Here is a 14,672-nt window from a genome sequence, read left to right on the forward strand (position 1 = left end):
TTATATGAATGCTCAAGACCGTACCGCCTTAAATCGCCTAATTACCTACCTCAAACCCCATATCCGCTTGATTATGGGGTCCTTAGCAGCTATGGCTGTGGTTGCAGGGGCTGAAACCTCTATCCCAGCCCTAATGAAGCCACTTCTCGATCGAGGTTTTACTGGCCAGCTTAATAGTAAGTTATGGCAAGTCCCCGTATTTTTGGTTGGCCTAGCTTTAGTCCGCAGTTTGGCTCAGTTTTTATCAAATTATTTACTCACCAGAGTAATCAACGCAGTTTTACTCAAATTGCGTGAGCAAATGTTTCAAACACTCTTGCATGCAAAAACTACTTTCTTTCAACAAAATTCAGCCTCGAATTTAATTAATGCCGTTGTATTTGAAGTCAATAATGTTTTGTCTGTCTTGGGTGGAATGTTAATTAGCTTGGTCCGTGATTCACTCACAGTCGTTGGTTTGATGGGTTACCTTATCTATTTGAACTGGCAGTTAACTTTGGTGGTATTAATTATTTTCCCAGTGATCGCATTGATCATGAGCAAAATTAATCGCCGCTTGAGATCCTTAAACCGCGAGCAGCAAAATTTGACGAGTGAGTTAGCTTATATCGTTGAAGAATCTTCTGCGGGTTATAAGATCGTTAAAGTTCATGGGGCTCAGGAATATGAGATGAGTCGCTTCATGGAGAAGGCAGAACGTTTACGCCAATTTGCCTTGAAGTCGGCTGTTGCCGGCGGGCTTAATCAGCCGATTACCCAGTTGATTGCCTCTATGGCTCTTTCGGTGGTGCTGGTGATAGCCTTGATGCAGTCGGCTACGGAAGGCACAACGGTTGGTGGGTTTGCTGCATTTATTACCGCCATGATGCTAGTCATTTCACCTTTAAAGCATTTGGCCGATATCAATCAACCTTTGCAAAGAGGTTTGACAGCAGCGGAAATGATCTTTGGTTTAATGGATCAACCGCTTGAGGAAGACGAAGATCGTAAGGCAAACATGATTGCCTTGGCTCATGCCAAAGGCGCTATTCGTTTTGAAAAAGTAGGATTCTCTTATCAGCAAGAAGTCGGTCGCAAGGATGCATTAATTGATATTAATTTGGATATTCAGCCTGGCGAAGTAGTGGCTTTTGTTGGCCCCTCGGGCGGCGGTAAGTCGACTCTAGTGAATTTATTACCGCGATTCTTTAAGCCCACCTCAGGACATATTTTCTTGGATGGAATTCCTCTAGAAGATATCCTACTATCCGATGTCAGAAAGCAAATTGCTTTTGTGAGTCAAGATGTTATTTTGTTTAACGATAGTATTGCTGCTAACGTCGCTTATGGTGCTGTTGGAGAAGAGAGTATTGACCGAGGCAGGGTAATCGAGGCCTTGGAAGCGGCCAACTTAAGTGGATTAGTCCGAGACCTTCCCGAGGGAATTGATTCGCTTGTGGGTGACAACGGTAATCGCTTATCTGGCGGCCAGCGTCAGCGTTTGGCGATTGCTCGTGCGATTTATAAAAATGCCCCTATCTTGATTCTGGATGAGGCAACCTCAGCTTTAGATTCGGAATCAGAACGTCAAGTGCAAGACGCCTTAGAGCGACTCATGGCTGGCCGTACCACCTTAGTGATTGCTCACCGTTTGTCTACGATTGAGCATGCCAATCGAATTGTCGTTTTAGAAAATGGCAAGGTGGTTGAAAATGGATCGCATGAGGATCTCATCAAACATGATGGCCTATATGCCAACCTCCACCGTATTCAATTTTCAAACGCTTGATCGTATATCGGTGTAATTAAACGTTTAGCTTAAAACAATATCGTATTGTTCTTGGCGGAAACTGCCTTCCGCTTGCAAGGTGATGGGCTTGCCAATGAAATCACCCAGCTGAGCTAAAAATTGATTTTCTTCTTCTAGAAAAAGATCAATCACATCAGGCGCAGCCACAATTCTGAATTCGCGTGGATTAAATTGACGATGCTCGCGCACAATTTCACGCAAGATTTCATAGCAGATGGTTTGGGCAGTTTTGATTTCACCCTTTCCTTGGCAAGTAGCACAGGGCTCGCAGGTGATATGGGCTAATGATTCCCTGGTTCTTTTGCGCGTCATCTCCACCAAGCCTAGCGCAGAAAATTCGCTGACTGAGGTACGGGCATGATCGCGCTCAAGATTACGCTTCAATTCATATAAAACCGATTCCTGATGGTCTCTACCAATCATGTCGATGAAATCGATAATGATGATGCCGCCAAGGTTTCGTAAACGCAATTGGCGGGCAATCGCTTGAGCTGCCTCTAGATTGGTTTTAAAAACAGTGTCATCTAGATTTCTAGCGCCAACGTAACTACCAGTGTTGACATCAATGGTGGTCATCGATTCGGTTTGATCGATCATGAGATAGCCGCCAGACTTGAGGTCTACGCGTCTACCTAAGGCCTTATTAATCTCCGCGTCAACATCAAAGAGATCAAATAGGGCACGCTCGCCCCGATGCAAGGTGAGTTTGCTCAATAGATTGGGCATGTATAGATTGGCAAAACCTTTGAGTTTTTCAAAGTTCTCGGCCGAGTCCACCCGAATTTGGCTGGTGTCTTCTCCTGCAACATCACGCAAAACACGTTCTGCCAAACTGAGATCTTGGTAGAGCAAGCTTGGGGCAGCTTTGCTTTTCATGGCATCCCGAATATTTTCCCAGGTAGTTCTTAAGTAATGCATATCATGCTGAAGCTCAGTGTCGGAGGCATCTTGAGCGCTAGTGCGCACAATGATTCCGCCTTTTTCATCTTCCGCCATGAGGCTAGCAAGGCGCGCTTTAATTGCTTCGCGCTCCTCAGGTTTATCTATCCGTTGAGAAACGCCAATATATTTTTCAGTTGCGACATCGGTACCGGCAGGAGGTAAATACACTAAGTTACGGCCGGCAATGCTTAGTTGGGTAGTAAGACGTGCGCCTTTAGTTCCTAATGGATCTTTGAGAACTTGCACTAAAAGTGATTGACCTTCAAATAGTAACTTCTCAATTTGAGGTTGTGGATTACTTTGAGTGATGTCTGCTACATGCATGAAGGCGGTTCGTTCCAGTCCAACCTCAATAAAGGCGGATTGCATGCCAGGTAAAACGCGCACTACTTTAGCTAAATAAATATTGCCAACGATACCGCGCTGCCGAGTTCTCTCGATCTGGAGCTCTTGCACAGCACCTTGCTGAATTAAGGCAACACGCGTCTCTTGCGGCGTGATGTTGATGAGAATTTCTTCATTCATATGCGGTTAAGGTGGGCGCGGTCTAAAAGTTGAGCGGTTTCATAAAGAGGTAATCCCATGATACCGCTATAACTACCTTGAATAGAGGAAATGAAAGCACCTGCGCGACCTTGAATCCCGTAGGCCCCAGCTTTGCCAAAGGGCTCACCACTAGCAATATAGGCTTCAATTTGCTCTTGAGATAAATCAGCAAACTGAACTTGAGAAACTTGTAAAAGGCAGACTGGGATTTCGTTAGGGTCAATTGTTAGGGCCAGCGCTGTTAATACCTCATGTGTATTGCCGCTCAGCATTTGTAGGATTCGTGCCGCATCGAGTGCATCTGCGGGCTTGCCTAGAATCTCTCCATCATGAGTGCCTGGAAGGCTAACGGTTGTGTCTGCACAGAGAATGGGCGCCCATGGCAAGCCACTCTCTTTCCAGCGCTTAAGGGCAACAACGCTTTTTGCAAAAGTTACGCGCTCGACATAATTGCGGGCTTTTTCATTAGGGCGGGGTATTTCAATGGTCTCTGTATCTTCGCCTGGCTGAGGTAAGAGCATTTCAAAGCGAACACCGATTTGCTTCAGTAATTCTTGGCGACGAGGACTTTGTGAGGCGAGATAGATGAAGGTATTACTCACGATGATAGGGGTGCCCTTGCAAGATAGTCCAAGCACGGTAAAGCTGCTCTACTAACAATACTCTAGCCATAGCGTGGGGGAGGGTGAGGCTAGAGAGTCGCCACATCGCTTGAGCGTTGGTTTTCAAGCTAGGGTCAAGACCATCGGCGCCCCCAATTAAAAAGGTGATGTCAAAACCTTCTTGGCGCCAGCCAGCCAGTTGTGTAGCAAGGTGTTGTGTTGTTTGGTCTTTGCCACGCTCGTCTAAGGCAATGACACGTGAACCTTTAGGAATTGCAGCGGCTATCTTCACCGCCTCCTTAGCAGGCGTGAGGTCTGGCTTAATCTCTTTAATTTCAATACTGCAGTCGGCAGGCATGCGCTTTATGTAGTCGTGGGTTGCAGTAGCAACCCAGTCGGGCATTTTGTGACCAACAGAAACAATAGTTAAACGCATCAACTAATGAACTAACAAAAATTTTGCGAATTATTCGTCTTCGTCTGGTTCGCTGGCCTTAACAAGCCCTTTGCTACCAGCCAATTTGACGCGTACGGGTTTTGCGCCCCACATGCCTTCTAATTGATAGTAGGAGCGCAACATAGGTTGCAATATATGGACCACGATATCGCCGCAATCCACCAATACCCATTCGCCTGTTTCTAAGCCTTCGATCGAGATCACTTCACCACCTTTAGCGTTGACCTCTTCTTTGACAGACATGGCTAAAGAGCGGGTTTGGCGATTGCTTGATCCCGTAGCAATAATGACGCGATCAAAGAGCTCGCTCAATTTGGTGGTGTCGTAAACGCGAATATCTTGCGCTTTAACATCTTCTAAGGCATCAATAATGACGCGCTGTAATTTACGTAAGTCCATAGTTTCTTATTGGTAGTTTTCTAGTGTTGAGGGTGATCTTAGCTTGATTACTGATATAAGCCCAGATTTGTAATGATTTCTAAGGCGTGTGAAGGTATTTGCTCAGACCCTAGGGAGCCTTGTGGGCCGCTTTTTAAGCGATTTCGTAGTTCGGTGGAAGAAAGGTTGATTGAGAGCTTGCTGTCTATATAGATGAGGCCATAAGCGCTATTTTCAAGTGCGCTTGGATCTTGTATTTGGTGTGCTGCCAGCAAAGCCTTAACAGCAGGAGGAATTTTTGAATCTAAGTCATGATTTGGTCTGCTCGCTACCGCAAAGTTCACTTGTTTAATTAATTCTTCCCATGAATTCCATGTAGGTAAAGATATCAGTGAATCTGCACCCATGAGCCAGGTGAGGCTCGCATTAGACCCAAACCGCTCCCTTAGAGCTTTGACTGTATCAATAGCATAGCTGGGGCCTGCGCGATCGATTTCTATGTGGTCAATTCCAATTTGAGTGGCGATGTTTAAATATAGAAATGCCCTTGCTAAATCGACTCCTGCCGCTTCGGTTAATTGAAGACGAATCGGCGCTGGAGTGATCCCTGAATTTTTTTGCCAAGGCTCTCCGCTAGGAATAAATAGTAGCTCATCTAGTTGCAGCAATTTTGCAAAATGGCTAGCTAACTTAAGATGGCCGATATGTGGCGGGTCAAATGTACCGCCCAAGATACCAATTTTTTTGCGAGCGCTCAAGCTAACCAATCACGTGGTTTAAGGTAATGGTCATAGAGCTTGGCTTCGGGAGTGCTGGGCTCAGGCTTCCAGTTGTAGCGCCACTGAACTACTGGTGGCATTGACATCAAAATAGATTCAGTGCGCCCACCTGAATGCAGACCAAAGATGGTGCCGCGGTCAAAAATGAGGTTGTATTCTACATAGCGCCCACGACGGTATTCCTGAAAGGATTTTTCTTCTGGTGTAAAGCCATCTTGGTGACGTCTTTCAACAATTGGTAGATAAGCCTCGATAAAGGCATCGCCAACTGCACGAGTCATCGCGAAGCTTTGTTCAAAATCAAACTCATTAAAGTCATCAAAGAAAACGCCGCCAATCCCTCTAGGTTCTTCGCGGTGCTTGAGATAAAAATATTCATCGCACCATTTTTTGAAGCGAGGATAAAGACTGTCACCAAAGGGATCTAAGGCATTTTTAGCTGTTTGATGAAAATGCTTGCAGTCTTCGTCGACGCCATAATAGGGCGTAAGGTCAAAACCACCCCCAAACCACCAAACAGGTTCTTTATCAGGTGCTTGGGCAATAAAACAGCGCACGTTCATGTGCGTCGTGGGGACTTTAGGATTATTGGGATGGAAAACTAAAGACACGCCCATGGCTTCAAAGCTACGGCCCGCTACTTCTGGACGGTGATGGGATGCAGATGGTGGCATTTGATCACCACGCACGTGAGAAAAGCCAACCCCACCTTTTTCTAAAATATTGCCGCCATCCAAAATGCAAGTGCGACCATAGCCTTTCAGCTTGCTATCTTCAGGTTTACTCCACTCATCAACCATGAACGATTTACCATCTAAGGCGCTCATTGCAGTCGTGATGCGATCTTGCAAACCCAAGAAGTAACTCTTCAGGGTTGCAATATCAATTTGGGTATGTGGTGTCGACAAGTCTATTTCAATTCATTATTTAATAGCGCGATAGCCAATATCTTTGCGATATTGCATGCCATCAAACTGAATTTGATTGATTACGTCATAGGCCTTTTGTTGAGCGCCACGAACTGTATCGGCCAAACCTACAACACACATCACACGCCCCCCTGAAGTTACTAGCTTGCCATCTTGTAACTTCGTTCCCGCATGAAAGGTGATTTGATCTTCTGTGTCTGCAGGTATGCCGGTAACGACATCGCCATTACGAGGTGTATCGGGATAATTATGGGCAGCAAGAACTACTCCGAGAGCGGTGCGACGATCCCAATCGAGTTCAACTTCATTGAGCTTGCCATCAACTGCATGATCTAAGGCATTGACTAAGTCGCTTCGCAAGCGAGCCATGATCGGTTGGGTTTCTGGGTCGCCCATGCGGCAATTAAATTCTAAAGTTTTAATCTTGCCATCAGGGGTAATCATCAGGCCCGCGTACAAGAAGCCTGTGTAAGGAATCCCATCAGATTCCATGCCTTTTACAGTTGGCATGATGACTTCTCGTAATGCGCGTGCATGAATTTCAGGGGTGACAACCGGTGCAGGGGAGTAAGCACCCATGCCGCCTGTGTTGGGGCCTTGATCAGCATCAAGTAGGCGCTTGTGATCTTGGCTGGTTGCAAGAGCGAGCACGTGTTTGCCATCAACCAGAACAATGAAGCTGGCCTCTTCACCAGTCAGAAATTCTTCAATCACTACTCGAGCACCAGCATTACCAAGCTTGTTATCGGCGAGCATCATATCAACCGCAGCATGGGCTTCTTCTGGGTTCATGGCAACAACTACTCCCTTACCTGCAGCCAGGCCGTCCGCCTTAATCACAATAGGAGCACCTTTGGAATCAATGTAAGCATGGGCTTGCGTCGCATTGGAAAAGGTTTGGTAATCCGCAGTCGGAATTCCATGACGCTTCATAAATGCTTTTGAAAAATCCTTAGAGGATTCCAATTGAGCGGCTAATTGGGTTGGCCCAAAAATACGTAAACCATTATTACGGAATACGTCCACAATGCCTGCAGCCAATGGCGCCTCAGGACCCACTACTGTGAGATGGACTTTTTCTCGTTTTGCAAAATCTGCGAGCTCTTGAAGGCCGGTAATAGGTAAATTTTGTATACCAGCTGCTACTTGCTTAGCGGTGGCTGTACCACCGTTCCCTGGTGCGACATAGACAGTTTGCACTTGTGGGGATTGCGCTAGCTTCCAAGCTAGAGCGTGTTCACGACCGCCAGATCCGACGAGAAGAATTTTCATAACAGGGTATGTCTTTAATAATTAATGGGTTATAGGGCTGCGTTTGTAAATACTTCTTGTACATCATCTAGGTTCTCAAGCGCATCTAATAATTTCTGCATGCTTTCAGCTTGATCACCCTCTAGGGCAATTTCAGTTTCTGGACGCATAGCGACAGTAGCTAGTTCTGCTTTGAGGCCAGCCTGACTAATCGCATCTTGTACCTTAGAAAAATCAGGTACCGGTGTTAGCACCTCAAGAGATCCATCGTCATGTGTGATTACATCCTCGGCGCCAGCATCTAAAGCAACTTCCATGAGTTGATCTTCACTAGTACCAGGCGCAAATAACATTTGTCCACAATGTTTGAAGAGGAAAGCAACCGATCCCTCTGTTCCCATATTGCCGCCATTCTTATTAAAGGCATGGCGAACTTCAGCAACGGTGCGTGTACGGTTATCTGTTAAGCAGTCGACAATGATGGCAGCACCATTCATGCCATAACCTTCATAACGAATCTCTTCGTAGTTCACTCCTTCAAGTGAACCCGTGCCGCGCTGAATAGCTCTTTGCACGTTGTCATTAGGCATATTGGCATCTTTAGCCTTGTCTATTGCCAAACGTAAGCGGGGATTAGCGGTGAGATCGCCGCCACCCATTTTGGCTGCGACAGTGATTTCTTTAATGAGTTTGGTCCAAATCTTGCCGCGTTTTTCGTCTTGACGACCTTTGCGGTGCTGAATATTGGCCCATTTCGAATGGCCGGCCATACAGGTAAGTCCTTTAAATAATTTGGCTACAAGACGTCATTTTAAGGGGTTCTAGACCCAAGAAAGGGAAGCTGAGGCATTTTTTGTTACACTCTGATGTCTTAACTGTTTCAAAACGGTTAAATCAGCAGAATTTCCACTGCAAACACCTGCCTCGGTGATGGAATTGGTAGACGTGCCGGACTCAAAATCCGGTGCCGCAAGGCGTGGCGGTTCGAGTCCGCCCCGAGGCACCAACATATAGTCATTTACTGCTCAATAGCTGCCTTTACAGCTTATTTTTCTTCGACTTATACGTTTATACGGCTTCTAGATAAAGCTGGATGATTTATAGTTTCGGTATGAGTAACGCTCAAATCTTCCAAATTTTTTATGATGCACAAACCAAAAAATCCCTAGACCCTGATTTTTTGCCTCTAGATAACCTGGAAAATTCAAGACCAGACTGGCGTGAGTATTGGCCAATGAGAAATTATTTGCTGAATAACGCGCTTGATGAAAATTGTTTTTATGGATTTTTTTCTCCCAAATTCAAAGAAAAAACTGGCTTATCTGCCAATGATTGCCTTAGCTTTATTGGGCAACAAAAAAGCGACCTAGACGTAATTACCTTTTCTCCTCTTTTTGACCTGGGGGCGTGGTTTCGAAATAGTTTTCTGCAGGCTATATCTCTTCATCCCAATTCAACGGAGTCGATCATAGGAGCTCTTCATGTCCTTAACCCCTATATAAATATTAATGAACTAGTAATGCATTCAGGGAATAATATTTTCTGTAATTTTTTTGTTGCAAAGCCAGCTTTCTGGAAAGCTTGGTTAGAAAATTGTGAATTAATTTGGGCTGAAGCTGAGTTTAATATGAGCTCGATTGCGCATGGTCTAAATTCGCTTGCTCAGGGTCATGATAGTCCTGCGCCAATCAAAACATTTGTTATCGAAAGAATTGCTTCGCTCATGCTTGCAACTAATGATTCATGGAAGGTCAGGGCATATAACTCTCTCGACCTGCCTTTTTCATCAGCCCCAATCGCAAATGAACGGGCTGCATTAATTCAGTTAGACGCTTTAAAAATTGCTTATGCAGATCAAAAAAGGGCTGAATATCTCAGTTTGCATAAGACTTTGGGAGACTTGGTTCTTAAGAAGGTGGGGTAGTTAGAAATCCATTTTTACCCATTTAGTTTCTTAAATTTCATATGTATCTGCGCCGCTAGTCATTGCTTGCTCAACAATTTTTTTGGTTAATGTTGGTGAGAAAAGCTCAATGAAGGTGTACACAAAAGAGCGCAGATAAGCGCCTTGTTTAACCCCAAGATGGGTAACGTTATTGCCAAATAGATGGCCTACGGAAATTACCTTAAGGTTGCGATCGCGATCTGGGTCATAAGCTTGTCCAGCAACAATCCCAATGCCCATGCCTGCTTCTACATAAGTCTTAATCACATCGGCGTCGATCGCCTCAAGAATGATGTCTGGCGTGACATTGCGCTGAGCGAAAGCTGCATCTATTTTGCTACGACCAGCAAATGCCTTGTCATAGGTAATGATGGGGTACTTGGCGATTTCCTCAAGCGTCACATTGGCTTGGTTGAGTAGGGGGTGGCTCAGGGGAACCATGAGGACGTGCTGCCATTGATAGCCTGGTAAAGCTAGAACGCCTGGCGTGTTTGCGATACCTTCAGTCGCAATCGCGATATCGGCGTGATCGTGACTGAGAAGTTCTGCAATCTGACCTGGGCTTCCTTGCTGAATACTGACGCGAACTTTTGGAAAGCGTTTGGTAAATTCCGTTAATACTTTCGGGAGTGCATAACGAGCTTGTGTATGAGTGGTGGCGATCACAAAGTTGCCTTGATCTTGACTGGCAAAATCCTCGCCCACTCGTTTGAGTGTTTCCACTTCATCTAGAATGCGCTCAATAGAGATGAGGATGCGTTTTCCTGGCTCAGTAAGTGAGCGAATGCGCTTACCGTGACGACGAAATATTTCTACGCCAAGCTCATCTTCTAATTCGATGATGGCTTTGGAAACGCCGGGTTGCGAAGTAAACAGCGCTTTCGCAGCAGTGGTCAGGTTGAAATTTTGACGAACAGCTTCTCGTACAAAGCGGAACTGATGAAGATTCATTTGTAATTCCTATCTATATATCAACAACGATATAGGAATTAAATTCTAAATGAATTTTAGGTATTAGGCCTTAGAAACCCAGCGTAATCCCATTAGTGCCAATAAGAAATAGAGCAAAGGTGGTGTCAGGGCGGTCATGAATGCTGGCCAAGCGCTCAGCATGCCTACATTTGAGAAAAGGGAGTTAAACAGTTGGAAGCTCATTCCGAGCATGATTCCGCCAAATACCTTGATACCAACGCTACCAGCCCGCACCTTTAAATAAGCAAAAGGAAGAGCCAAAGCAAGCATGACAAAAATAGTGAAGGGGTAAACCACCTTTTTCCAGAAAGCAATTGAATGGCGCTGAACATCTTGTTTATTTTCTTGTAGATGATCAATAAAACGCCCTAGACTGAGGATGGACATTTTCTCGGGGCTAATCAATAGCACGCTCAAAATTTGTGGCGTGACTTCGGACTCGAGAGTCAGAATGGGGTGTGTCAGGGTTTGAGCAGAAAAAACAGGATTGAGTGGATCAGTTTGTTTGATTTCTTTAAAGCGAGTTTCGGTGACATCATTTAAAACCCAAATCCCTGTCTCATCGAAGTGACCTGATACGGCGCTGCGTATCGACAGTAGGTTATATACATCATTGAACTCGTACATTCGGATATCACGAATTTCATTATCTTTTTCAACCTTACCTACGTTGACATAACGCACGCCCGGGCGAACAGGACCGCTGCCATCCTCGTCTCGGAGGCGATCTTTTACCCAGACACCAGTTTTAAATTGCGATGAGTAGCTTGAGCCTAAAGCCTTCATGCGTATTTGCTCAGACTTCGCCTCTGTATAGGGGCCAGCCCATTCACTCATGACTAAAGTCAGCACAATCAATGGGAGTGAAATCTTCCCAAGTGTGATGAGGCCACGTTTGACATCTAGACCTGCGATCCGCAGGATGGTGAACTCAGATTGACTGGCCAGCATGGCAAAGACATAAATACTCCCGATCAAGCCTGCAATCGGAATAATCTCAGAAATACGGCTCGGGGCTTTTAACAAAACATGCAGTAGTGCCAGCGCTAAGGTGTACTGACCTTGGACCGATCCCAGCTCACTCAAAATATCAAAGAACAAAAACAGGGCGACTAAGGCAAATAAAATAAAACCAAATGCGGCATAAATTTGCCGTGCAAGATAACGCTCGTAGATATATGGAAAGAGCAGTTTCATTTTTTCGCGAATGCTGCAGGTAATTGACGACGCCACCATTTCACCGACGGATTAATTCGGTTACGAATGAGGATGGTCGCGATTACAAGTGCTAGCAGATGAATTGGCCAAATACCTACAAAGAATCCGAACTTGCCTTGTGACACAAAGTTCTGCGTCAGGTTCAAGAGGTTGCTATAAATCAAGTAAATCAGAATGGCATAGAACATGGCTGTGTAATTACCCAGTCGTGGATTTACATATGCTAATGGAATAGCAATCAGTACCAAGCCTAGCGCCATGAGCGGCAAACCTATGCGCCAGAGCAACTCCGCGCGATTAGGATTGATTGTGGTTGGCTCGGTTTCATTCAAGAGTTCAGAGATGGTTTTTTCCCGGTCCCTCGGAGGGGGCGCCAAAGCCTCTTTGCTGCGAATTTTGGTGGTGTAATCAGTGAATTCTAAAATCCGAAAGTCTGGCTGGGTAGGCTGTCCTTCATAACGTCGGCCATTATGCAAAACGACGGACTTTTCACCATCTTCAGAGTTTTGAATATAGCCAGCAGAAGCTACAGCCACACTTACGCGCCCATTTTTAGAGTCTGCCACAAAGATATTTTTTACTTCGTTCTTATCAACATCCAACTCTTCGATAAAAAATACACGCTCTGCTCTAGCCGATTCTCTGAATTGTCCTGAGCTCACCATAGACACATCGTCACGTTGTTGAAAGCGCTGACTAATCAGGGTGGATTCCCGGTTTGCCCAAGGCCATACAAATAACGCGAGTAAGGCGATGATGATGATAAGGGGGGTGGCAAATTGCAAAATAGGGCGAATCAGATTGCTAATACTTAAGCCACTTGCAAACCAAACAATCATCTCAGAGTCTTTATACCAGCGAACCAACACAATTAATGTGGCCACAAAAAGCGAAACGGTGAGTAAGACTGCTAAGTAACCCAATGTTGCTAGGGAGATTAAAACGAGAACATCTTCGGGGTTGATGGCGCCATTCGCAGCAAATCCCAAAATGCGGATAACTAAGGTGGTAATCATGATGGTTACCAAGACCAAAAAGACGCCGCCTGTCGTTAAGCTAAGTTCGCGGCGAAGGGCTTGTTTAAAAATCATGAAAGGGTATTTATATAGCTCGGCGGGGGTCGAAAAAGGGGCAAATCGCTTATATTGACGTAGACAAAGTGGGTTAATCTCATGTCGGAGGATAATGGATAAACATCTAGCTTAGACATTCTTTCACCCTAAATTCGACTGAAAAATACCGTAATACATTATGACTATTCAATTTAGTACCAAGATTTTCCCTCAGACAGACCTTCAGAGTCCAAAACTACTTAAATCAAGCCTAAAAAGTATCCTTGCTTACAGCACGGATTGTTTAGTTTTGGCTTATTCAAATGTAGATTTAGAGGGTTTGATTGGCAATAAAGGCGCGAAAGCTAAAACAGGCCTTTTAGCTGAGCTTGATTTGCTCCTAGGTGGGGCTGTTGCTCGTGTAAGTCACTTGGGCGATTTGGATGTCAAGCAGGGATCTTCCTGTCTATTGAGGGCAGAATCTTCATGGGCTGATAACGGTGTTAAAGCCAAGCGAGTGTTATTACTTTCTATGGGTGACTTGCATTTATCAAAAGAGCGAAGCTTGTCGGCATTTTCAACGGTTGCTCGCGCTGGCCTAAAGAATCTGACGGGGGGCTCAATTGAGAATGCGTTGTGGTACGTCCCTGGCTTTGCGACTGCTAATCAATCGGAGTTCATGACTGAGGAAGTGCGCCTAACCATTCAATATGCAGGTGATCAGGCCTATCGTTTTGGCGTGCGTCAACCAGCCATGAAATTTAAGGCTAAAGAGAAGGCGGATACTTTCAAGCACCTCACCTTTGCTGGTAATAGTCATTTTGATAAAGAATTAAAGTTAGCCGTTGAGCAAGGCAACGCCATGGTCGAAGGGATGAATTTAGCTAAAGACCTAGGTAATCTCCCGCCCAATATTTGTACCCCTACGTATCTTGGAAAAACAGCCCAAGGGCTTGTAAAAAAAGTAGGTCTAAAGGTTGAGGTGCTGGGGTTAAAGCAGATCGAAGCATTGGGTATGGGTTCATTCCTGTCTGTTGCAAAAGGATCGGATACTCCGCCGCAATTTATTGTGATGCGTCATCAGGGCGGAAAAGCTGGAGAAGCGCCAATTGTATTGGTAGGCAAAGGGATTACTTTTGATACCGGTGGAATTTCATTAAAGCCTGGTGAGGCAATGGATGAAATGAAGTACGACATGTGTGGCGCTGCATCGGTAATCGGCACGATGTATTCCGCAGCTTTAATGAAGCTGAAAAAGAATGTCATTGGCGTTGTGCCAACTTGTGAAAATATGCCTTCAGGGCGCGCAACTCGCCCAGGCGATATTGTGAAAAGTATGTCCGGCCAAACCATTGAGGTATTAAATACAGATGCTGAAGGGCGTTTGATTTTGTGTGACGCATTAACGTACGTAGAGCGCTTTAAACCGAAGGCTGTAATTGATGTGGCCACTCTTACGGGTGCGTGCATTATTGCTTTGGGCCACGTGCATAGCGGTTTATTTTCTGATGATGAGCAATTGGTTGCAGAGTTGACTAAAGCTGGGCGCGCCTCTTTGGATACTGTCTGGCGTTTACCTTTGGATACTGCCTACCATGAGCAACTTAAATCAAACTTTGCTGATGTAGCCAATATTGGCGGACGCCCCGCTGGTAGCGTTACTGCAGCCTGCTTCTTGTCTCGCTTTACTGAAAAATATAAATGGGCGCATTTGGACATTGCAGGCACTGCATGGAAGAGTGGTGCTGCGAAAGGCTCCACTGGTCGCCCAGTGCCCCTACTGGTGAACTTCTTGCTTGAGCAAAAGTGATT

The 14,672-nt window shown here is 45.3% G+C and carries 13 protein-coding genes, 1 tRNA gene and 1 pseudogene; 4 read left to right on the forward strand and 11 right to left on the reverse strand.

Annotation, left to right across the window (positions count from 1 at the left end):
* Positions 1–4 precede the first annotated feature (4 nt).
* The gene (gene msbA / locus PNUC_RS03185) at positions 5–1,768 is read left to right on the forward strand and encodes a lipid A export permease/ATP-binding protein MsbA (protein WP_011902453.1); all 1,764 of its coding nucleotides are present in this window, start codon (positions 5–7) and stop codon (positions 1,766–1,768) included.
* 24 nt (positions 1,769–1,792) lie between these two features.
* Here msbA and rng read toward each other — a convergent pair whose 3' ends face one another.
* The 8 genes and pseudogenes from rng to PNUC_RS03225 all read right to left on the reverse strand — a co-directional run bounded on the left by rng (position 1,793) and on the right by PNUC_RS03225 (position 8,443).
* A complete protein-coding gene (rng, locus tag PNUC_RS03190; protein WP_011902454.1) occupies positions 1,793–3,256 on the reverse strand; it encodes a ribonuclease G in 1,464 nt (487 codons plus the stop codon).
* The gene (locus tag PNUC_RS03195) at positions 3,253–3,879 is read right to left on the reverse strand and encodes a Maf family protein (RefSeq protein ID WP_011902455.1); all 627 of its coding nucleotides are present in this window, start codon (positions 3,877–3,879) and stop codon (positions 3,253–3,255) included. Before PNUC_RS03195 ends, rng begins: the two co-directional genes overlap by 4 nt.
* The gene (rlmH, locus tag PNUC_RS03200) at positions 3,872–4,315 is read right to left on the reverse strand and encodes a 23S rRNA (pseudouridine(1915)-N(3))-methyltransferase RlmH (RefSeq protein ID WP_011902456.1); all 444 of its coding nucleotides are present in this window, start codon (positions 4,313–4,315) and stop codon (positions 3,872–3,874) included. Before rlmH ends, PNUC_RS03195 begins: the two co-directional genes overlap by 8 nt.
* A 33-nt stretch (positions 4,316–4,348) precedes the next feature.
* A pseudogene (gene rsfS / locus PNUC_RS03205) lies at positions 4,349–4,735 on the reverse strand (ribosome silencing factor); the annotation flags it as partial.
* Between the two features lie 47 nt (positions 4,736–4,782).
* Positions 4,783–5,481 (reverse strand): nicotinate (nicotinamide) nucleotide adenylyltransferase, encoded by a 699-nt coding sequence (gene nadD / locus PNUC_RS03210; RefSeq protein ID WP_143070023.1) that lies wholly within the window; start codon positions 5,479–5,481, stop codon positions 4,783–4,785.
* Positions 5,469–6,380 (reverse strand): oxygen-dependent coproporphyrinogen oxidase, encoded by a 912-nt coding sequence (gene hemF, locus PNUC_RS03215; protein ID WP_048812219.1) that lies wholly within the window; start codon positions 6,378–6,380, stop codon positions 5,469–5,471. Before hemF ends, nadD begins: the two co-directional genes overlap by 13 nt.
* Before the next feature lie 36 nt (positions 6,381–6,416).
* Positions 6,417–7,694 (reverse strand): phosphoribosylamine--glycine ligase, encoded by a 1,278-nt coding sequence (purD, locus tag PNUC_RS03220; RefSeq protein WP_011902460.1) that lies wholly within the window; start codon positions 7,692–7,694, stop codon positions 6,417–6,419.
* Between the two features lie 29 nt (positions 7,695–7,723).
* Positions 7,724–8,443 carry a YebC/PmpR family DNA-binding transcriptional regulator gene (locus PNUC_RS03225; protein WP_011902461.1) on the reverse strand — a complete coding sequence of 240 codons (720 nt, stop codon included), beginning with the start codon at positions 8,441–8,443 and terminating at the stop codon, positions 7,724–7,726.
* A 151-nt stretch (positions 8,444–8,594) separates the two neighbouring features.
* Here PNUC_RS03225 and PNUC_RS03230 point away from each other — a divergent pair.
* Positions 8,595–8,679: transfer RNA gene (locus tag PNUC_RS03230), tRNA-Leu, on the forward strand.
* Between the two features lie 87 nt (positions 8,680–8,766).
* Positions 8,767–9,597, forward strand: coding sequence for a hypothetical protein (locus tag PNUC_RS03235; protein WP_048812068.1), 831 nt, complete (start codon positions 8,767–8,769; stop codon positions 9,595–9,597).
* A 30-nt stretch (positions 9,598–9,627) separates the two neighbouring features.
* On the opposite strand, the gene PNUC_RS03240 is transcribed toward PNUC_RS03235, so the two are convergent.
* From PNUC_RS03240 to lptF, 3 genes are all read right to left on the reverse strand, one after another.
* Positions 9,628–10,569 (reverse strand): CysB family HTH-type transcriptional regulator, encoded by a 942-nt coding sequence (locus PNUC_RS03240; RefSeq protein WP_011902463.1) that lies wholly within the window; start codon positions 10,567–10,569, stop codon positions 9,628–9,630.
* Between the two features lie 63 nt (positions 10,570–10,632).
* Positions 10,633–11,787, reverse strand: coding sequence for an LPS export ABC transporter permease LptG (gene lptG / locus PNUC_RS03245; protein WP_011902464.1), 1,155 nt, complete (start codon positions 11,785–11,787; stop codon positions 10,633–10,635).
* Positions 11,784–12,899 carry an LPS export ABC transporter permease LptF gene (gene lptF / locus PNUC_RS03250; protein WP_011902465.1) on the reverse strand — a complete coding sequence of 372 codons (1,116 nt, stop codon included), beginning with the start codon at positions 12,897–12,899 and terminating at the stop codon, positions 11,784–11,786. Before lptF ends, lptG begins: the two co-directional genes overlap by 4 nt.
* A 160-nt stretch (positions 12,900–13,059) precedes the next feature.
* Between lptF and PNUC_RS03255 the strand changes: the two genes are divergently transcribed.
* The gene (locus tag PNUC_RS03255; RefSeq protein ID WP_011902466.1) at positions 13,060–14,670 is read left to right on the forward strand and encodes a leucyl aminopeptidase; all 1,611 of its coding nucleotides are present in this window, start codon (positions 13,060–13,062) and stop codon (positions 14,668–14,670) included.
* Positions 14,671–14,672 lie beyond the last annotated feature (2 nt).

The organism is Polynucleobacter asymbioticus QLW-P1DMWA-1, assembly GCF_000016345.1.
GTDB lineage: Bacteria > Pseudomonadota > Gammaproteobacteria > Burkholderiales > Burkholderiaceae > Polynucleobacter > Polynucleobacter asymbioticus.

Excerpts from the sequence above, each read along its gene's own strand:
- msbA (WP_011902453.1), top strand. The coding sequence starts at position 5 with ATGAATGCTCAAGACCGTACCGCCTTAAATCGCCTAATTACCTACCTC.
- rng (WP_011902454.1), bottom strand. The coding sequence starts at position 3,256 with ATGAATGAAGAAATTCTCATCAACATCACGCCGCAAGAGACGCGTGTT.
- rlmH (WP_011902456.1), bottom strand. The coding sequence starts at position 4,315 with ATGCGTTTAACTATTGTTTCTGTTGGTCACAAAATGCCCGACTGGGTT.
- purD (WP_011902460.1), bottom strand. The coding sequence starts at position 7,694 with ATGAAAATTCTTCTCGTCGGATCTGGCGGTCGTGAACACGCTCTAGCT.
- PNUC_RS03225 (WP_011902461.1), bottom strand. The coding sequence starts at position 8,443 with ATGGCCGGCCATTCGAAATGGGCCAATATTCAGCACCGCAAAGGTCGT.
- PNUC_RS03235 (WP_048812068.1), top strand. The coding sequence starts at position 8,767 with ATGATTTATAGTTTCGGTATGAGTAACGCTCAAATCTTCCAAATTTTT.
- PNUC_RS03240 (WP_011902463.1), bottom strand. The coding sequence starts at position 10,569 with ATGAATCTTCATCAGTTCCGCTTTGTACGAGAAGCTGTTCGTCAAAAT.
- lptG (WP_011902464.1), bottom strand. The coding sequence starts at position 11,787 with ATGAAACTGCTCTTTCCATATATCTACGAGCGTTATCTTGCACGGCAA.
- lptF (WP_011902465.1), bottom strand. The coding sequence starts at position 12,899 with ATGATTTTTAAACAAGCCCTTCGCCGCGAACTTAGCTTAACGACAGGC.
- PNUC_RS03255 (WP_011902466.1), top strand. The coding sequence starts at position 13,060 with ATGACTATTCAATTTAGTACCAAGATTTTCCCTCAGACAGACCTTCAG.